This window comes from Streptomyces chiangmaiensis, from assembly GCF_036281785.1.
Lineage (GTDB): Bacteria > Actinomycetota > Actinomycetes > Streptomycetales > Streptomycetaceae > Streptomyces > Streptomyces chiangmaiensis.
In genome coordinates, this window is sequence record NZ_JAYWVC010000170.1 from 1 (window position 1) to 17,283 (window position 17,283).

Genomic DNA, 17,283 nt, shown 5'->3' on the forward strand with positions numbered 1-17,283 from the left:
TGGTGCGGGTCCTTCTCGTGGATCGGTCCTGTACGGGTGCGCTCGGGGATGGTCGAGCACACTTCACCGTACGTCGCCGCCGGCGCGCGTCGCTCGTCGAAGGGCCCTGGGACGACGTCGCATCCACCGGCTCCCGCGCCCCCCGCGCGCTCCTACGTGGCGGGCTCCTCGGCGACCGGCGCCGCCGCGAGGGGCGTCGTCGCCACGGGCTGCCAACCCGGCCCTCGGAACACCCGTCCGGCCCGCTCGCCCCAGCTGCTCGCCGCCCTGAAGTCCCGGGCGATGGCCACGTACTCGTGGGTGGCGACCGTCAGCGGGTTGTAGGTGCCGATGTTCTTCGTCAGCCCGTACAGGGGCCGGACGGTCTCGGCGACGAACGACCCGAACAACCGGTCCCAGAGGATCAGGATGCCGCCGAAGTTGCGGTCCAGGTAGCCGCCCTGGGACGCGTGGTGCACACGGTGGTGCGACGGCGTGTTGAGGACGAACTCGAACCACCGGGGCATCTTGTCGATCCGCTCGGTGTGGATCCAGAACTGATAGACGAGGTTCACCGAGGAGCAGAACGCCAGCGCGGCCGGATGTACGCCCGCGGCGACCAGGGGGACATAGAAGGGCCAGGAGGTGACCGACGTCCAGGGCTGACGCAGCGCGGTGGTGAGGTTGAACTTCCGGCTGGAGTGGTGGACGACGTGACACGCCCACAGGATCCGGATGACGTGGTGACCGCGATGGGACCAGTAGTAGAAGAAGTCCTGCGCGAGGAGCATGAGCGGCACGGTCCACCACAGAAGGGGAACACGCAGGGGCGTGAGTGCGTAGACCGCCGAGTAGATCGCGACGATCGGTATCTTCCACAAGAAGTCGAAGAAGAGGCTGCCGAACCCCATACCGACGCTGGTCGCCGCGTCCTTGGCGTCGTAACCTTCCGCGTCCTCGTCGGGATGGATGCGTACGCTCACCATCTCGATCGCGGCGAGCAGCACAAAGGCGGGTATCGACCACAGCACGACATCGGGCAGGTTCGGCATGGGTGCACCGTAGAACCGCGCGTCGGTCACGGCCAGGGGCTGTTACCGACACGTATTGCCGGCAGTATGCGCGTGCCCGGTTGGTGATCCCCGGCAACGAGCCGAGCAGGACCGGATCGTGAGCGCCGGCCTCCTCCGCTCCGGACGCGTCACGTTCTCGGCTCGGTGCCCCTCACACCCCCACCGCCCCCAACAATGTCCCGGCGGCATAGGTGACCCCCATGGCCAGCGCCCCGCCCAGCACGTTCCGCACCACCGCCCGCACCGGTCCGGCCGCTCCCAGGCGGGCGCTGGTCCAGCCGGTGACGACCAGGGCCGCCAGGACGGACAGCACCGTCACCGGAAGACGCAGGGAGGCGCGAGGGAGCACGATGGCCAGCAGCGGCAGCAGTGCGCCCACCGTGAACGCCAGGAAGCTCGCCGACGCCGCGTGCCAGGGATTGGTCAGTTCGTCGGGTTCGATGCCGAGTTCCACCCGAGCGTGGGCGCGCAGCGCGTCCCGCGCCGTCAGCTGGACCGCCGCCTCGCGAGCCACCTCCCGGGACAGCCCGCGGTCCTCCAGCAGCTCCGTCAGCTCCGCCAGTTCGGCCTCCGGCTGCTCCCGCAGCTCCCGCCGCTCCATGGCCAGCGCCGCCTTCTCCGAGTCCCGTTGAGTCGACACCGACACGTACTCGCCCGCCGCCATCGACATCGACCCGGCCAGCAGCCCGGCCAGACCCGCCGTCAGAAGGGTCGAGCGGGCCGTCGTCGCGCCCGCCACGCCGACCACGAGCCCCGCGGTGGAGACGATGCCGTCGTTCGCGCCGAGGACCGCGGCCCGCAGCCAGTTCAGTCGAGAGCCGAGGGGGCCTGCATGGGCCTCGTCGTGCGTGGGTTCCATCACACCGGGAGGATGGCACCTCGACCACGGTCGGCGCCGCACCGACCCTCCCCGCGCGAACTGCGGGCTCGCCGTCTCCGCCTGAGACCGTGGCAGAGGTGCGGCGACCACCGCGACCGACGGGCCCATCCCCTCGCGACGGTCCGCGTACGAGCACCTGACGGAAGGGACGCTCCTGCCCGTCCGTCAGGTGCTTGTACGCGAGGCGCACGCGACGGGGCATGGACGACGACTTGCGCCCCGGCGAACTCGCTCGGCAGCACACGGCGTTGCGTGCGCCCCCGCGCGAGGGCGGCGCGCACCGGTTGCTGGGCGCGGGCACTCGCGGCACTGTCAGTCGCGGCCCGTATCCTCAGTGACCATGCTCGAAGACCGTACGACCACAGCGTTCCCGGCCCCTTGGCCGGCCGCGTATCCCGAGGGGTACGCGGTCGTGGACGTGGAGACCACCGGCCTGGCCCGGCACGACCGGATCATTTCGGCCGCCGTCTACCGGGTGGACGCGCGCGGTGAGGTCGAGGACCACTGGTACACACTGGTCAATCCGGAGCGCGACCCGGGCCCCGTGTGGATCCACGGCCTGACGAGCGAAGCGCTCGAAGGGGCGCCGCTTTTCCAGGACATCGCGGAGGAGTTCTCCGCCCGGCTCGCCGGCCGGGTCCTCGTCGCGCACAACGCGGTCTTCGACTGGTCGATGATCGCCCGGGAGTACGCGCGCGCGGAGCGCGAGGCACCGGTCCGTCAGCGGCTATGCACCATCGCGCTCTCCAAGGAGCTGGGCCTGCCGCTGGCCAACCACAAGCTGGAGACCCTGGCAGCGCACTTCGGTGTCGTCCAGCAGCGGGCCCACCACGCGCTGGACGACGCGCGTGTGCTGGCCGAGGCGTTCCGGCCCAGTCTGCACGCCGCCGCGCACGGCGGTGTGCGGCTGCCGCTGCTGGAGTGCCGCCCGCTGACCGAGTGGTCCGCCTCCCCGACGATCGGCCGGCAGTCCTCGGTGGGGTACCGGCCGGGCACCTGGCGTCCTTCCCGCAAGCGCCCCGCCTGCCCCTACCCCAATCCGGGGCGGTACGAAGAGGGCAAACGCCTCAAGCAGGGCATGCGGGTGGCCTTCTCCGGCGACACCTCGGTCGACCGGGACCTGCTGGAGGACCGGGCCGTCGAGGCGGGCCTGCACGTGGCCACGAGCCTGTCCCGGCTCACCAGCCTGCTCGTCACCAACGACCCCGACTCGGGCACCTCGAAGACGGTCAAGGCACGGCAGTACGGAACGCCGGTGGTCGACGAGGCGGCGTTCGGGCAACTGCTGCGGGACGTGGAACCCGCGACCCCGCAGACGCGAGCGGGAGTCCCGGCACCGGACGGGCGCTGACGGACGTACGGGTGATTGCCGTGCGACTCGCCTCGCGCACACTCGCCCGCGTGGCGACGACGGCACACGCTGTGGCGCATGGCGAGATGTGAAGTTTGCGGCAACGACTACGGAATGACCTTCGAGGTGCACGCCCAGGGTGCCGTGCACGTCTTCGACTGCTTCTCCTGCGCCATCCACCGCATGGCGCCCATCTGTGAACACTGCCGTGTACAGATCATCGGCCAGGGAGTCGAGGCCGACGGTCACTGGTATTGCGGAGCCCACTGCTCCCGCGCCGAGGGAAGGGTGGGGATCGTCGACAAGGTGTGAGCCGGTACCCGCCTGAATGCGCCCCACGACCGAGTTGTACGGTCGTGGGGTGTACCGCTTCCTGTTGACCCGCCAGTGGGTGATCCTCACCCTCGTGGCCCTCCTGCTCATCCCGACGATGATCAGGCTGGGATTCTGGCAGCTGCACCGTCATGACCACAGGCAGGCGCTGAACGAGGTGATCAACGACTCGCTGGCGGCGCAGCCCGTGCCCGCCGAGTCGCTCACCTCGGTCGGCGGGACCGTCGGGCACGACGACCTCTACCGCCGGGTGACCGCGAAGGGCCGCTTCGACACGGCGCACGAACTGGTGGTGCGCCGCCGTACGAGCACGGACGACCAGGTCGGCTACCACGTCCTGACGCCGTTCGTGCTGGACAACGGCAGGACGCTGCTCGTCAACCGGGGCTGGATCCCCTCCCCCGGCTCGCAGACCGCCTTCCCGAAGATCCCCGCACCCGCCGAGGGCGGCGAGACCACGGTCACCGGACGGCTGATGCAGGACGAGACGACAGCCGCGAGCGGCATCAAGAACGTCAAGGGCCTGCCGGACCGCCAGATCATGTTGATCAACAGCAAGCAGGTCGGCACGCTCCTGCGCGGGACGGGCGACGGGTCCGCCAAGGAGATGCTCGGGGGCTACATCGAACTGACCTCGCCCGCGCCCAAGGGCGGCAGCCCCGAGTTGATCCCGTCGCCCAAGGAGGACAGCAGCTGGATCGGCCTCGGCGACGTCAACCTGCCGTACGCGGTCCAGTGGTGGCTGTTCGCGGCTGCGGTCCCCCTCGGCTGGCTGATCCTGATCCGTCGTGAGGCCCGGGAGCGGGCGAAGGCGACCGAGGAGACGCGCGAGGAACCGGCCCCCGCCGCGGTGGCCTGACCGGCCGCGTCCGGCGTCGCGCGGCCGGACTGTGCGCGCCGCGGACCCGTCGCCCCCGGAAGGAACGCGGCCGGGGCGACGAGAGGATGTGCGGGACGCACGAAACGGGGATGGCGTGCGGGGCGGACGCGAGCGTCGGGGCCGGGCGGAGCACCCGTCCCGCGGCCCCTCGGCCCGGCTGCTGGGACCGGAATCGTCCCCCGCGAGCTCCGGTGGGGACCACCCTCGCCCTCCAGGGGACGAGACGGCAGGATGGGGGCCATGGATCTTGGACTGAAGGACCGTGTGTACGTCGTCACCGGCGGCACTCGCGGGCTGGGCAACGCGGCCGCGCGGGAGCTCGTCGCCGACGGGGCGAAGGTGGTCGTCACGGGCCGCGACGAGGAGCGGGCCGCCGATGCCGCCGCCGCACTGGGTGCGAACGCGATGGGCATGGCCGTCGACAACGCCGACCCCGGGACGCCGACCCGGCTGATCGCCACGGCTCGTGAGCACTTCGGCGGTTTCGACGGCATCCTCATCAGCGTCGGCGGCCCGCCGCCGGGCCGTCTCGCCGACAACACGGACGAGCAGTGGACGGCCGCGTTCGAGTCGGTCTTCCTCGGCGCGGTGCGGCTGGCCCGCGCCGCCGCCACGGAACTGGGCGGGGGCGGCGTCATCGGCTTCGTTCTGTCCGGTTCCGTGTACGAGCCGATCCCGGGCCTGACCATTTCCAACGGTCTGCGGCCCGGACTCGCGGGTTTCGCCAAGTCCCTCGCAGACGAGCTGGGCCCGCGTGGCATTCGCACCGTCGGTCTGCTCCCGGGCCGTATCGACACGGACCGGGTGCGCGAGCTGGACGCCCTCTCCGCCGATCCGGAGGCGGCCCGAGCGGCCAACGAGGCCGGCATCCCGCTGCGCCGCTACGGCACCTCGGAGGAGTTCGGGCGCACGGCCGCGTTCCTGCTCTCTCCGGCGGCGTCGTACCTGACCGGGATCATGGTTCCGGTGGACGGCGGCGCCCGGCACGGGTTCTGACCCACGGGCACGGCCCGGGGGCCCACCCGCTCACGGCGTCAACTCACCCGTTCCGCACGGTGCTTGGCCCCGCGCAGCCGTACCTCGGTGGGCAGCGTCGCGAGTCCGGCCGAGTCGCGGGCAGGGGCCAGTGCCTCGGTGGTCAGCCGCGCTAGCGCGTCCCCGGGGTCCACGTACGGTGCGAGCAGGAGCCGTACCCGTGCCTCGGGGGCGCTGCGACGCCCGGTCAGCAGCACCTGAGCCTCTTGAACGCCGTCCAACCGGCCCGCGTCATCGGCGAGTACGCCCTCCAGGGCACGCCCGCGCAGCAGGGCACCCGCGCCGTCCCCGGTGTCGACGAGGACCTCGGCGAGCCGACGGCGGCTCAGCACTGCCGACAGCCACCACACGGCGAGCAGCACAAGGACGGTGAGCGCGGCGATCACGGTCGGCCACCACCAGCCCTCGTCCCGCCACCGGGTGCGTTCCGCGTCGCTGAGCAGGACGTCGTGCGGCCCCCGGTGGATCCACCACGACGGCGGAGTCACCCCCAGGCCGATGGAGAGCACGGACCCGCCGAGGACGACGAGGACCAGTCCGATCAGCCCGATCAGTACACGGTTGACGATCCGTAGCACCGCGCCTCACCCCTTCCGTCCGGTCCGTCGCACATGCACCGACAGCCCGGGGGGCCGGGCGAGCCCGAGTCCCCGGACGGCGTCGGCAAGAGTGGCATCCAAGTCGGCTCGTACCTCGTCGAGTTCCCGGAAGTGCGACACCGCCCGGACGTCCGCCCTTCTGCGTCCCATACGGACGCGCACGGACTGCACACCGGACACCTCCATGGCCCGGTCGCGCAGTACGGTCGCGGCGGCATCCCGGTGCAGCCGGGCCCGCACATCGGCGTGCGCCGGACGCATCGTCAGCACACCACGCAGGCCGGGGGTCGCGGCGAGCACCAGCAGCCACAGGCCGAGGACCACCGCCACTGCCGCGCCGACCAGCACCCAGGTGTCGTCGAGGGGCCGTTCCGCGAGCTCCCGGACGAGGACCTTGCGCGCGTGCAAGGCGGACCGGTCGGCCCGGACGGCCGTGATGTCGTACAGGGCGAGGATCGCGCCGGTCAGGAGGACCAGCGCCACGACGCCCGCCGGGACGCGGCGCAACGACCAGAAACGGCCGCTGCGTCCGTGCGCGCCGTCCACCGGCTCGTACGCCGCCGCGGACGTGGACTGACCCAGTCCGCCGTCCGCGGTCTTCTCGATGACCGGGAGCCTCTGCGTGCTCTCGCGGCCCTGAGCTTCGCTCATTGCGTCCTCCCGTGTGCCGGGCCGGGATGCAGCCGCGCCACCTGGACGGCGACCTCGTGCACCTCCATCCCCGCCAAAGCGCCTACCCGCTCAATGACCCGGCGACGCACCGCACCGCACTGGCCGCCGATGTCGGAGGGGTAGCCCAGCTCGAGGCAGACCTGGACGCGCGCTGTCCCCATCGGGGACTCCCCTGCTCGAGCCGGGTCGAGGGCGGGGTGCTGGACGACCACGGTGGCCTGCGGCGGCGCGGCCTCCGGCGGCAGCGGACCCAGCGCCTCGTGCGCCGCCTGCGCGGCGATCTTCGCGACGACCAGGTCGGCGACAACGGTTGCGCCGCGCTCGGCCGGAGCGACCACGCCCGGGGGCGTCGGAGCCGCGCCGCTCCGCTCACGCTCACCGGTCCGGTCGTGCACGCGTCACCGCTCCCGGTCGTCGCGGGTACGGAAGAACTCGTCGACGTCCAGGTCCCCTTCCAGGAAGCGGCCGACGACGAAGCCGACGGCGCCGAGGGCCGCCACGAGCAGGAACGCGCCGAAGCCCCCGAAGTACCCGGCGAAGCCCAGCGCCATCCCGGCGATCATGCCGATCACGGCCAACCCCATGCTGCGCTCCTCAGCTCACGGTGATTCGGCTACTGGAGCCGCGCCTCCGGCTCCTCGTCCCGTTCGTCGGGCAGTTTCACATCGCTGACCGCGATGTTGACCTCGACGACCTCGAGTCCGGTCATGCGCTCGACCGCCGCGATGACGTTCTCGCGCACGGCGCGGGCCACGTCGGCGATGGACACCCCGTACTCGACGACGATCTCCAGGTCGAGCGCGGTCTGCACCTCGCCGACCTCGGCCTTCACGCCACGCGTCGCCTTCGAGCCCCCGGGGACCCGGTCACGCACGGCACCGAAGGTGCGGCTGAGCCCGCTGCCGAGGTCGTGCACACCGGGCACGTCACGCGCCGCCAGTGCGGCGATCTTCTCCACCACGCCGTCGGCGATGGTCGTCCGTCCCCGTATCGCGGGATCGCCGCCTCCACGCCGGGTGGGCTTGCGGGTCTGCAACGGCTCCGCACCCTCGGAGGTCGTCGCCGACCGGTTCCGCTCGGTCATCTCGGTCATCGCCGTACGTGCCCTTTCGGTCGTCCTCCCTCACCCACCGTAAGGGCGCTTCCACCCTCGCGCCCCGGGGATACGGCAGGCTGGAGGAATGACGGTGGACCGGGAGGCGCGCACGGTGCGACGGTGGGGCGCATCGGGACTACTGCTGCCGCTGGGCGGCACACACGACGGCGCCTGGATCACCGAGAGGGCAGCCTGCTCGGCGTTGCGGGCCGGTGCCCTGCGGGTGCCCGGGGTGCGGCTCGACGAGGTGCGGATCACGCCCGCGGCTCCGGCGGAGTCGTACGAGCCCACGGTGCCGCCCCCGCCGGGCGCACTGCCGCCCGGGCCGCTGCGGCTCAGCGCGGAGTGCGCCGTCGTGGCACAGCCCACCGCCCCGGACACCCTGCCTGTCCCGATGGCTGCCGCCCGCCTCCGCGCGGTCCTGGCGAGGACGGCGGCGGAGGGTCTCGGGCTGATGGTGACGGACGTCGACCTGCGGGTGACGGACGTGCTGGACGAGGAGCCGTCCCGGGTGCCTGGACGGGGACCGACGCCGGCGATGGGGCCCGACCCGCCCTTCGAGGCCGACGAGTCGGCGGTGGCCGAGGCCGCACGGTCCGTCCCGGGCGTGGTCCGGCTCATGGCTGCGCCCGGGGCCCATGGCCGGACAGTGCGCATCGAGGAACGGCAGGGCGACAGGTCGCTGCCGCGCCGCCATGTCCGGGTGCGACTGGCGGTCGCGGCGGACCGACGGGCGATCGACGTGGCCCGGGCTGTGCGGGGAGCGGTGGCGGAGGCGCTGCTCGACCGTCCGTCGGTCGCCGTCGTCGTGACGGCCGTCGAGTCCTGATCCGAAGTGCGACGGCCCCGGCGTCCCCCTACTCGCCCACCCCGGCCAGGTCCCGCAGCCGACGGGCTTGCGCGGCCCGCTCGGCGGCACGCTGTTCGTCGTACGTCCGCTCCTGCGCCCCGCGCAGCAGTGCCTTGGTCTCGATCACGGCGTCCCGGGGGGCGGCGAGCAACGCGGACGCCAGGTCCCGCGCCGTGTCGTCGAGCTGCTCACGCGGCACGGCGATGTTCGCCAGCCCGGTGTTCACAGCTTCCTCGGCCAGGACGAAGCGGCCCGTCGCACAGATCTCCAGTGCGCGGGCATAGCCGACGAGGCCCACCAGTGGATGCGTGCCGGTGAGGTCCGGTACCAGGCCGAGGCTCGTCTCGCGCATGGCGAACTGCACGTCGTCCGCTACGACACGCAGGTCAGGGGCGAGGGCCAGCTGGAATCCCGCACCGATCGCGTGCCCCTGCACGGCGGCGATGGACACGATGTCGTTGCGCCGCCACCAGGTGAACGCCTCCTGGAATCCGGCGATGGCGTCGTCCAGCTCCGTGTCGCTGCTGCGCGCGAGATCGGTGAAGGACGGTTCCCCTACGACCCCCTCGGGCGTGAACATCTGCCGGTCGAGCCCCGCCGAGAACGACTTGCCCTCGGCACGCAGCACGACCACACGCACCGAACCGGGCAGCGCGCGCCCTGCCTCCGCCAACGCCCGCCACAGAGCGGGGCTCTGGGCGTTGAGCTTGGCCGGGTTCGTCAGCGTCACCGTGGCGATCGCCGCGTCTACGGTGAGCCGTACGCCGTCCTTGTCGAGTACCGGATCGAGCGAAGCCATGGGGCGCCTCCGATGGGTGCGGTGATGGGTGCGGTCAGGAGAGAACGCCGTACGACGGCATCCATAAGCGACTGCACAGTAACCACCCAGCCGGTCATCCGACCGACCGGGTGGCCACCATCGGATCCGAGGGGCCGCCCGGCGTCAGGCCGACGTGGCCTTCTTGCCCCGCGTCGCCCCGCCACGCCCTCGCAGCGTGACGCCCGACTCGCTGAGCATCCGGTGGACGAAGCCATACGAGCGGCCGGTCTCTTCGGCCAGCGCCCGGATGCTCGCACCGGAGTCGTACTTCTTCTTCAGGTCTGCCGCGAGCTTGTCGCGCGCGGCGCCGGTCACCCGGCTGCCCTTCTTCAGAGTCTCGGCCACCCGTGCCTCCTCATGGGAAGTGCGCTCTGGTCCCCTCATGATCACCCCTCGGAGGCGCGATGGCCACCCATTCGGCAAGGTCCGTGCGACACGGTTTTGACGACGGGAGCACATCCCCGTGAGTGGAATCTTGGATTCCGCCCGGCGGTATCCGTACGCCCGAACGGGTTCATCCGGGAAGCACCAGGTCAGCGACGCAGGACGGCCTAGCCCTTGGGGTGAAAGGGCTAGGTCCTGATTTCGGTGTAGGACACACCCCGGTACGAGGAGATCTCACACAGATGATGGATCACGGATCGGCCGAATGATCCATACGCAGTGGATCATTCATTCGATCAACCGGCTCTGACGGCTCCGCGCACGGGAGTGCTCAGGCCAGGGTCACGAGGTCCGCGTAGTCCGCGCCCCACAGGTCCTCGACGCCGTCGGGCAGCAGGATGATCCGCTCCGGCTGGAGCGCCTCGACCGCGCCCTCGTCGTGGGTGACCAGGACAACCGCGCCCTTGTAGGTGCGCAGCGCGCCGAGGATCTCCTCGCGGCTGGCGGGGTCGAGGTTGTTGGTCGGCTCGTCGAGAAGCAGCACGTTCGCGGACGACACCACCAGGGTGGCGAGGGCGAGACGGGTCTTCTCGCCGCCCGAAAGGACACTGGCCGGTTTGTCGACGTCGTCGCCGGAGAACAGGAACGAGCCCAGCACCTTGCGGACCTCGACGAGGTCCAGGTCGGGCGCGGCGGAGCGCATGTTCTCCAGCACCGTGCGGTCCGCGTCGAGTGTCTCGTGCTCCTGCGCGTAGTAGCCGAGCTTGAGGCCGTGGCCGGGGACGACCGCACCGGTGTCCGGCTGCTCGACACCCGCCAGCAGCCGCAGCAGGGTGGTCTTGCCGGCGCCGTTGAGACCGAGGATGACGACCCTGGAGCCCTTGTCGATGGCCAGGTCGACGTCGGTGAAGATCTCCAGCGAGCCGTACGACTTCGACAGGCTCTCGGCCATCAGCGGCGTCCTGCCGCAGGGCGCGGGCTCCGGGAAGCGGAGCCTGGCGACCTTGTCCGACTGGCGGACCTCGTCCAGGCCGGCCAGCAGCTTCTCGGCGCGACGGGCCATGTTCTGCGCGGCGACGGTCTTCGTGGCCTTGGCGCGCATCTTGTCGGCCTGGGCGTTGAGCGCGGCGGCCTTCTTCTCGGCGTTGGCACGCTCGCGCCTGCGGCGCTTCTCGTCGGCCTCGCGCTGCTGCTGGTACAGCTTCCAGCCCATGTTGTAGATGTCGATCGCGGCGCGGTTGGCGTCCAGGTAGAACACCTTGTTCACGACGGTGTCGACCAGGTCGACGTCGTGGGAGATGACGATGAAGCCGCCGCGGTAGGTCTTGAGGTAGTCGCGCAGCCAGACGATCGAGTCGGCGTCGAGGTGGTTGGTCGGCTCGTCGAGCAGCAGGGTGTCCGCGTCGGAGAACAGGATGCGGGCCAGCTCGATACGGCGGCGCTGGCCGCCGGAGAGCGTGTGCAGGGGCTGGCTCAGCACGCGGTCGGGCAGGTTGAGCGCAGCGGCGATGGTGGCGGCCTCGGCCTCGGCGGCGTACCCGCCCTTGGTCAGGAACTCCGTCTCCTGGCGCTCGTACTGCTTCATCGCCTTGTCGCGGGTGCTGCCCTTGCCGGTGGCGATGCGCTGCTCGTTCTCGCGCATCTTGCGGATCAGCACGTCCAGGCCGCGCGCGGACAGGATGCGGTCGCGGGCGAGCACGTCCAGGTCGCCGGTGCGCGGGTCCTGCGGGAGGTAGCCGACCTCGCCGGAGCGGGTGACGGCGCCGCCGGCGGGGATGCCCTCGCCGGCGAGGACCTTGGTGAGAGTGGTCTTGCCGGCGCCGTTGCGGCCGACCAGACCGATGCGGTCGCCCTTGGCGACGCGGAAGCTGGCGTTCTCGATGAGGATGCGGGCACCGGCGCGCAGCTCGATACCGGAGGCGGAGATCACGGACAGACTCCAGGGCGAAGGGGGCGGGATGGACGGCTGAGGACGTTCCCGCCGTCTAATGCGCGAGGAGAATGGCCATGGGCCCCAGTCTAACGGGGCCGTGCAAGCACTTTTTCGATGTGCGGGCGTTCGGCACTGTGATGCTCGTTGCCCTCCCCGTCGCCCTGTCCACGCGCACCGGGCGCGAAGTGGGGGCGGGCGCGGTGTACGAGGGCGTGACGCGGCCAGGTGTCCCTCGTTCGTGGCATGGCCGGGCGCCGCGGTCCGGGATCGTACGAGGATGGCCTTCGCGGCGGCGGACGGCGCACGACGCATCGGGGGCCGCACTCCGTCCTCCGGCGTCGCCTCGTCTCGTCCATTCGGCACCGGGGCCGTTGTCAGTGGCCGGTGCGAGACTCCATGACAGGCCGAAGTTCCGGCCGGGACACCGGAAGGAGTGATCGGAATGGCGGGCATGGACGGCAGGCGTCCGAGCATCTACCCGACCCTGTTGTACGCGGACGCCAAGTCGGCGATCAGGCAGCTGACGGAGGCGTTCGGCTTCACGGAGCTGTCGGTGTACGAGGGCGAGGACGGCTCGGTGCTGCACGCCGAGCTGGTGCAGGGCAACGGCGCGGTGATGCTCGGCTCGAAGGGCCGGGGAGGACTCTTCGACGAGGCGATGAAGGGCGCGGGCCCGTGCGGGGTGTACATCGTCGTGGACGACGTCGACGCACACCACCAGCGGGCCGTGGAGCACGGTGCGGACATCCTGATGCCGCCGACGGACCAGGACTACGGCTCGCGGGACTACATGGCCCGGGACGCCGAGGGCAACATCTGGAGCTTCGGCACGTACGCCCCAGAGACAGCGGGCTGACCGGCGATCAGCTACCTCCCGTGTGGACCTGGAACGCGGCGCGGCGCACGGCCTTGGCCAGCGCCGGGTCCGGGTGGGCGGCGGCGAGCGCGACCAGGACCTGCACGGTGCGGGGATGTCCGACCGCGCGCACCTCGTCGAGCAGCGCGGGGACGGTGGGCTGCACGGCGGACTCCAAGTGACGTACCAGCAGCGGGGCTTCGCCATGGTCGGCGACGGCGGCGGCGGTGTCGACCCACAGCCAGGTGGCCTCTTCACGGGTGAGCACCTCGTGGGCGTCATCCGGGTCGGTGCCGTCGTGCTCGGCGAGCCAGAGCAGCGCGTAGGGGCGCAGCGGAGTCTCGTCCGCGGCGGCCCGCACGTCGGCCTCGGCGGCGGCCCCGACCACGCGCAGCGCCTCGAAGGCCAGGCCGCGCAGGAGGGCGTCCTCTCCCCGGGCGGCAGCGAGGAGCTCGGTGACGGCGCTGCCGACGGTGCGGGCGGCGAGCCAGGCGCGGTACTCGGCGCGCGCCGCGTTCGGGCGGAGCCGGGCGCAGCCCCGGAGCATGTCCTCGGCGTTCTGCTCGATGTTCCCGGCCGGGCTCTGCGCGGCGACACAGATCTGCTCGAGCTTGACCCAGACCGCCCAGCTGCCGATCGGGGTGAGGGTGGCCTGCCCGTCGGCGCAGGTGAGGGCGCCGACGCAGGCGAGCGCGTCGAGGGCCCAGTCGAGCAGGGGGGCGAGATCGGTGTTCTCGGCGACGGCGTGGAGCGGGGCCTCGACCGGGGCGGGCTGCGGCCCGTAGGGAACCTCACAGCGCTCGGTGCGCAGTTCGCTGACCCGTTGTCCGAGGAGGTCGAGCAGCTGCTCGACCGGGACGGGGCCCGCGGACAGCTGCAGGAAGGAGAGCACCTGTGGCATGGCCGAGACGACCTCGGCGACGGCGGCGTGCTCGCGGTCGACGGGTTCGGGGTAGGCGAGCGACCATGCGTCGAAGAGGGCGACCCAGCCACGCAGCACGGCGGAGTCGTCCCGGTTCCAGGCACGCAGCCGCCAGCCGGGACGGGCGCTGTCGCCGTGCACCTCGACGAGCCCGGCCAGCCGCGCGGTGTCCCAGTCGGCGCGGACCTGAGCCACGGTCAGGCCGAGGTCGGTGGCCGCCCCTTCCGCGGTGGCGTCCGAGAGCGTGCCCCTGTCCTGGGCGGTCGCGCCGTCGCGGCCCGGCCGGAGCGCGGCGTCGGCCCAGTGGGCCACACGGGCTGCGCCGGCCAGCCGGGCGCGGGCCATCCTCGCCAGTTCCGCCGGCGGAGGTGTGCCCTCGGGCGGCCGGGGAGCGGGGCGGCGCGAGCGGTGCTGGGTCACCGCTCGGGGAGCGGCGGCCAGCGGCCGCGGGCGGACGAGTCGGAGCCTGGAGTCGCGCGGGGTACGGGACGTCACGGGTGCAGTCTTCCGGTTGACGGTCCGAAAACCCAAACGGAATGTCACGGCGGCCGACAGGGCCGGCCGACGCCAACGGCCCGGAGAGGGCGTGTGCACGGGGAAAGGGCTTGTCGAAGGGGCCAAACGGAAGGCACTGCGCCGGGGTGGCTCCGGGCGCCGGCCCCGCGGTGCCGAACCGGCGGCGGAGGCGCAGGCGGCGAGGCCCTGACTACATGAGCGGGATCAGAAAGCGCCGCATCGCCTCTTCGTAGGCCTCGGGGTCCACGTTCCACATCGCGCCGTGCGGAGCGTTCCGCACCGTCTGCAGGGTGACCAGGTCACGGCGACGCTCGGCGAGGCGCCGTGAGGGACCCCAGGGGGCCACCGTGTCGTCGGGGCCGTGGAAGACCAGGGCCGGCACCCGCAGCAGGTTCGCTTCCGCGGCGTCCCGGACACCGTCGCCGTACAGACCGGTGCGGCCCTGGGCGGCGCGCACGGCCAGCGGCAGCAGCGCCCCGGGGGTGCGGCGGGCCGCGGCGAGGGCGCGCAGCGTGGCCTCCCAGCTGAGCACCGGCGAGTCGAGGACGAGCCCGGAGATCCGCTCGCGCAGCGGGGAGTGCGTGGCGGCGCGCAGCGCCATGGTGGCGCCGGTGGACCAGCCGTGCAGGACGACGCGCTCCGCGCCGTGGCGCACGGCGTAGCGGAGGGCGGCGTCCACGTCCTGCCACTCGGTCTCGCCGAGGTGGTTCAGCCCGTCCGGGGGCCGGGGCGCCTTGACGTCGCCGCGGTAGGTGATGTCGAGAACCGGGAACCGGAGGCGGCTGAGGAACCCCATGACGTTCATGGGGTGTTCCCGGGTGGCGCCGAGCCCGTGCACGGTGATCACCCAGGTGTCACGGACGCCGGGAACGAACCAGGCCGGCATGGCCCCGAGTTCCCCGGGCACGTCGACGTCGGCGTGGTCGAGGCCGAGGGCGCTGCGCGGGTCGCCGATGTACAGATTCGGCGTGAGCCAGGCCTTGTCGCCGGGTTCGAGCGTGCCGTGCGTGACGCGTTCCAGACGGCGGACGACGGTGTCGGCGGAGTGGGGGGCGGTGTCGAGCACCGGGCCGACGACCGCGTGCGAGCCGTCGCCGGCCAGGCCGTAGGTGCCGGGGCGCTGGGACGCCAGGTCGCGGGTGAGCGCGATCCGGCCGGCCGCCAGGGAGTGCACGGTGAGGCGGGGTTCCGTGGGCAGCGGGCGACCCGGGGGTACCTTGAGCGCGGCGTCGCTGGCGAGGCGGCCCGCGGCGACGCCGGCCGCGCCCGCCGCTATGGCTACGGTGACGGCTGCAGCCGCCGCTTTGACAGTGCGCACCCGTCCAGTCTCCCGGTGGAGCCCGCCCCCGGCCAGTGGACCGACTCCGCCGGTGTCGGCAAGAGGGCCTCCACTGCGGCAACCGCCAGGGACACTCCCACGGGGACAGCCCCCTACGCGCGGCCCTGCCCGTACCCCCGCAACCGCTCCGCCACCTCCGCCACCTGCTCGGGGGTGAGCAGCGCGGGCGACAGACCCGGCACCGACGACGCCGTCAACCACACGCGGCACATCCACTCCAATTGGGCCGTGCGGTCGTAGGCCTGGGTCAGCGACGATCCGTGGGCGATCGTGCCGTGGTTCTGCAGAAGGCATGCGGTGCGGTCGGCCAGTGCGCGGAGCATGTTCTCGGCCAACTCCGCCGTGCCGTACGTCGCATAGGGGGCAACCCGGACAGCTCCGCCGAGCGCCGCGGCCATGTAGTGGATGAGCGGCAGCTCCCGTACCAGGGTGGAGACGGCCGTGGCGTGCACGGCGTGCGTGTGGACGACGGCCCTCGCCGCCGTCCTGCGGTAGACCGCCAGATGCATCGGCAACTCGCTGGTCGGCCGCAGCGAGCCGAGCACCTGCCGTCCGTCGAGGTCGACCCCGACCGCGTCACCCGGCCCCAGCCGCTCGTAGGGCACACCCGTGGGCGTCACCAGCACGGTGTCGCCGACGCGTACGGAGACGTTGCCGGAGGTGCCGACGACCAGACCGTCGGCCACAGTCCGGCGGGCCGTCGCGACGAGTTCGTCCCACGCACGCGCCACCTCGCCCCCCGCACCGGGCGGTGCCGCCCGCTCGTGTCCACCCGTTCCGTCCCCCCGCGCGTCCCGTACGTCGCCACGCCGCTCAGCCATGCCGCGATCCTTCCAGGGGGGTGACCCGCTCGCCGGTGACCGGCGCACTGTAGGGCGGAGGCCGCGGGTCCGTAAGTGTGCATATACCGACATATCCATCACCCCTTGGAGATTGGCCTGCGATCGACCGACTTTCAACGATCTTCCAGTAGCCTCTGGTCGATTTGTCGTGCACGTCGCCATTCCGGGGGGAAACATGGCTCGTGATCGCACACCGTCCCGTCGTCATGCCCGCATCGTCGGCCTCGCATTGTGCGTGACGGCGCTCACTTTGGGGGGAACCGCCCTGGCGGAGACCTCGGTCTCGGCCGCGGGCAAACCCAAGGGACACGACGTCTCCTCGCATCAGAAGGACGTCGACTGGGCCGGAGCCCGGGCGAAGGGCGCCCGGTTCGTCTACATCAAGGCGACCGAGTCCACCACGTACCGCAATCCCTACTTCGGCAGCCAGTACAACGGCGCCCGCGCCGCGGGCCTCATCCGGGGCGCGTACCACTTCGCCCTGCCCGACAAGTCCTCCGGCGCCACCCAGGCTGCGTTCTTCGTGCGTCACGGCGGTGCCTGGCGGGCCGACGGCTGGACGCTCCCGCCGGCCCTCGACATCGAGTACAACCCGTACGACAAGAAGCAGAGGTGCTACGGGCTGAACGAGGCCGGGATGGTCGGATGGATCAGGTCGTTCAGCGACGAGATCAAACGGCGGACCGGCCGCCGCCCCGTGATCTACACAACAGCCCACTGGTGGAACACCTGCACCGGAGGCAGCAGCGCCTTCGCCTCGAACCACGCCCTGTGGACCGCCCGCCATGAATCGGCGGACGCAGGGGCGCTGCCCGCGGGCTGGTCGTTCTGGACGTTCTGGCAGTACGACAACAGCGGCAGCCTGCCGGGTGACCAAAATCTCTTCAACGGGTCCCTGAGCCGACTGAAGAGGTTCGCGCTGA

The 17,283-nt window shown here is 71.9% G+C and carries 20 protein-coding genes; 7 read left to right on the forward strand and 13 right to left on the reverse strand.

Features of this window, described 5'->3' with window-relative positions:
* Positions 1-152: 152 nt before the first annotated feature.
* Together VXC91_RS33000 and VXC91_RS33005 are read right to left on the reverse strand one after the other, a co-directional pair.
* The gene (locus VXC91_RS33000; RefSeq protein WP_329511029.1) at positions 153-1,031 is read right to left on the reverse strand and encodes a sterol desaturase family protein; all 879 of its coding nucleotides are present in this window, start codon (positions 1,029-1,031) and stop codon (positions 153-155) included.
* Between the two features lie 172 nt (positions 1,032-1,203).
* A complete protein-coding gene (locus VXC91_RS33005; protein ID WP_329511030.1) occupies positions 1,204-1,914 on the reverse strand; it encodes a VIT1/CCC1 transporter family protein in 711 nt (236 codons plus the stop codon).
* Between the two features lie 358 nt (positions 1,915-2,272).
* Here VXC91_RS33005 and VXC91_RS33010 point away from each other — a divergent pair, with 358 nt between their 5' ends.
* From VXC91_RS33010 to VXC91_RS33025, 4 genes are all read left to right on the forward strand, one after another.
* Entirely contained in the window at positions 2,273-3,283 is a 1,011-nt protein-coding gene (locus tag VXC91_RS33010; protein ID WP_329511031.1) for a DEDDh family exonuclease, read from the forward strand.
* 78 nt (positions 3,284-3,361) lie between these two features.
* Entirely contained in the window at positions 3,362-3,595 is a 234-nt protein-coding gene (locus VXC91_RS33015) for a hypothetical protein (protein ID WP_329511032.1), read from the forward strand.
* A 49-nt stretch (positions 3,596-3,644) separates the two neighbouring features.
* Positions 3,645-4,475, forward strand: coding sequence for an SURF1 family cytochrome oxidase biogenesis protein (locus VXC91_RS33020; protein ID WP_329511033.1), 831 nt, complete (start codon positions 3,645-3,647; stop codon positions 4,473-4,475).
* A 261-nt stretch (positions 4,476-4,736) separates the two neighbouring features.
* On the forward strand, positions 4,737-5,492 hold the full coding sequence (locus tag VXC91_RS33025) for an SDR family oxidoreductase (protein ID WP_329511034.1): 756 nt from the start codon (positions 4,737-4,739) through the stop codon (positions 5,490-5,492).
* 38 nt (positions 5,493-5,530) lie between these two features.
* Here the strand turns inward: VXC91_RS33025 and amaP are convergent, their stop codons facing one another.
* The 5 genes from amaP to VXC91_RS33050 are packed head-to-tail and all read right to left on the reverse strand — an operon-like array spanning position 5,531 to position 7,895.
* Positions 5,531-6,109 carry an alkaline shock response membrane anchor protein AmaP gene (amaP, locus tag VXC91_RS33030; RefSeq protein ID WP_329511035.1) on the reverse strand — a complete coding sequence of 193 codons (579 nt, stop codon included), beginning with the start codon at positions 6,107-6,109 and terminating at the stop codon, positions 5,531-5,533.
* 6 nt (positions 6,110-6,115) lie between these two features.
* Positions 6,116-6,781: a DUF6286 domain-containing protein gene (locus tag VXC91_RS33035; protein ID WP_329511036.1), complete on the reverse strand. Its 666-nt coding sequence runs from the start codon at positions 6,779-6,781 to the stop codon at positions 6,116-6,118.
* Positions 6,778-7,197: a hypothetical protein gene (locus tag VXC91_RS33040; protein ID WP_329511037.1), complete on the reverse strand. Its 420-nt coding sequence runs from the start codon at positions 7,195-7,197 to the stop codon at positions 6,778-6,780. The genes VXC91_RS33035 and VXC91_RS33040 overlap by 4 nt, the downstream gene beginning before the upstream one ends.
* A gap of 3 nt (positions 7,198-7,200) precedes the next feature.
* A complete protein-coding gene (locus VXC91_RS33045) occupies positions 7,201-7,386 on the reverse strand; it encodes a hypothetical protein (protein WP_329511038.1) in 186 nt (61 codons plus the stop codon).
* Positions 7,387-7,415: 29 nt separating this feature from the next.
* The gene (locus VXC91_RS33050; RefSeq protein ID WP_329511039.1) at positions 7,416-7,895 is read right to left on the reverse strand and encodes an Asp23/Gls24 family envelope stress response protein; all 480 of its coding nucleotides are present in this window, start codon (positions 7,893-7,895) and stop codon (positions 7,416-7,418) included.
* Between the two features lie 88 nt (positions 7,896-7,983).
* Between VXC91_RS33050 and VXC91_RS33055 the strand changes: the two genes are divergently transcribed.
* Positions 7,984-8,727: a nucleopolyhedrovirus P10 family protein gene (locus VXC91_RS33055; RefSeq protein ID WP_329511040.1), complete on the forward strand. Its 744-nt coding sequence runs from the start codon at positions 7,984-7,986 to the stop codon at positions 8,725-8,727.
* Between the two features lie 28 nt (positions 8,728-8,755).
* On the opposite strand, the gene VXC91_RS33060 is transcribed toward VXC91_RS33055, so the two are convergent.
* The 3 genes from VXC91_RS33060 to VXC91_RS33070 all read right to left on the reverse strand — a co-directional run bounded on the left by VXC91_RS33060 (position 8,756) and on the right by VXC91_RS33070 (position 11,882).
* Entirely contained in the window at positions 8,756-9,547 is a 792-nt protein-coding gene (locus VXC91_RS33060) for an enoyl-CoA hydratase/isomerase family protein (RefSeq protein ID WP_329511041.1), read from the reverse strand.
* Between the two features lie 144 nt (positions 9,548-9,691).
* The gene (locus VXC91_RS33065) at positions 9,692-9,913 is read right to left on the reverse strand and encodes a helix-turn-helix domain-containing protein (RefSeq protein ID WP_009337982.1); all 222 of its coding nucleotides are present in this window, start codon (positions 9,911-9,913) and stop codon (positions 9,692-9,694) included.
* 370 nt (positions 9,914-10,283) lie between these two features.
* The gene (locus VXC91_RS33070) at positions 10,284-11,882 is read right to left on the reverse strand and encodes an ABC-F family ATP-binding cassette domain-containing protein (RefSeq protein ID WP_329511042.1); all 1,599 of its coding nucleotides are present in this window, start codon (positions 11,880-11,882) and stop codon (positions 10,284-10,286) included.
* Between the two features lie 445 nt (positions 11,883-12,327).
* Between VXC91_RS33070 and VXC91_RS33075 the strand changes: the two genes are divergently transcribed.
* Positions 12,328-12,741, forward strand: a complete 414-nt coding sequence (locus tag VXC91_RS33075; RefSeq protein ID WP_329511043.1) for a VOC family protein — start codon at positions 12,328-12,330, stop codon at positions 12,739-12,741.
* Between the two features lie 7 nt (positions 12,742-12,748).
* Here VXC91_RS33075 and VXC91_RS33080 read toward each other — a convergent pair whose 3' ends face one another.
* The 3 genes from VXC91_RS33080 to VXC91_RS33090 form a co-directional block, all read right to left on the reverse strand.
* Positions 12,749-14,158 (reverse strand): hypothetical protein, encoded by a 1,410-nt coding sequence (locus VXC91_RS33080; RefSeq protein ID WP_329511044.1) that lies wholly within the window; start codon positions 14,156-14,158, stop codon positions 12,749-12,751.
* Between the two features lie 211 nt (positions 14,159-14,369).
* Positions 14,370-15,497 carry an alpha/beta hydrolase family protein gene (locus tag VXC91_RS33085; protein WP_329511045.1) on the reverse strand — a complete coding sequence of 376 codons (1,128 nt, stop codon included), beginning with the start codon at positions 15,495-15,497 and terminating at the stop codon, positions 14,370-14,372.
* Positions 15,498-15,610: 113 nt separating this feature from the next.
* Positions 15,611-16,339 (reverse strand): class II aldolase/adducin family protein, encoded by a 729-nt coding sequence (locus tag VXC91_RS33090; RefSeq protein WP_329511046.1) that lies wholly within the window; start codon positions 16,337-16,339, stop codon positions 15,611-15,613.
* Positions 16,340-16,535: 196 nt separating this feature from the next.
* Between VXC91_RS33090 and VXC91_RS33095 the strand changes: the two genes are divergently transcribed.
* Positions 16,536-17,283: lysozyme (locus VXC91_RS33095; RefSeq protein ID WP_329511047.1), on the forward strand; the 748-nt coding region annotated here is incomplete at its 3' end.

Bases quoted from the DNA above. Each gene is read 5' to 3' on its own strand.
- VXC91_RS33025 (WP_329511034.1), top strand. From the start codon at position 4,737: ATGGATCTTGGACTGAAGGACCGTGTGTACGTCGTCACCGGCGGCACT.
- VXC91_RS33010 (WP_329511031.1), top strand. From the start codon at position 2,273: ATGCTCGAAGACCGTACGACCACAGCGTTCCCGGCCCCTTGGCCGGCC.
- VXC91_RS33000 (WP_329511029.1), bottom strand. From the start codon at position 1,031: ATGCCGAACCTGCCCGATGTCGTGCTGTGGTCGATACCCGCCTTTGTG.
- VXC91_RS33015 (WP_329511032.1), top strand. From the start codon at position 3,362: ATGGCGAGATGTGAAGTTTGCGGCAACGACTACGGAATGACCTTCGAG.
- VXC91_RS33075 (WP_329511043.1), top strand. From the start codon at position 12,328: ATGGCGGGCATGGACGGCAGGCGTCCGAGCATCTACCCGACCCTGTTG.
- VXC91_RS33090 (WP_329511046.1), bottom strand. From the start codon at position 16,339: ATGGCTGAGCGGCGTGGCGACGTACGGGACGCGCGGGGGGACGGAACG.
- VXC91_RS33060 (WP_329511041.1), bottom strand. From the start codon at position 9,547: ATGGCTTCGCTCGATCCGGTACTCGACAAGGACGGCGTACGGCTCACC.
- VXC91_RS33045 (WP_329511038.1), bottom strand. From the start codon at position 7,386: ATGGGGTTGGCCGTGATCGGCATGATCGCCGGGATGGCGCTGGGCTTC.
- VXC91_RS33055 (WP_329511040.1), top strand. From the start codon at position 7,984: ATGACGGTGGACCGGGAGGCGCGCACGGTGCGACGGTGGGGCGCATCG.
- VXC91_RS33050 (WP_329511039.1), bottom strand. From the start codon at position 7,895: ATGACCGAGATGACCGAGCGGAACCGGTCGGCGACGACCTCCGAGGGT.
- VXC91_RS33035 (WP_329511036.1), bottom strand. From the start codon at position 6,781: ATGAGCGAAGCTCAGGGCCGCGAGAGCACGCAGAGGCTCCCGGTCATC.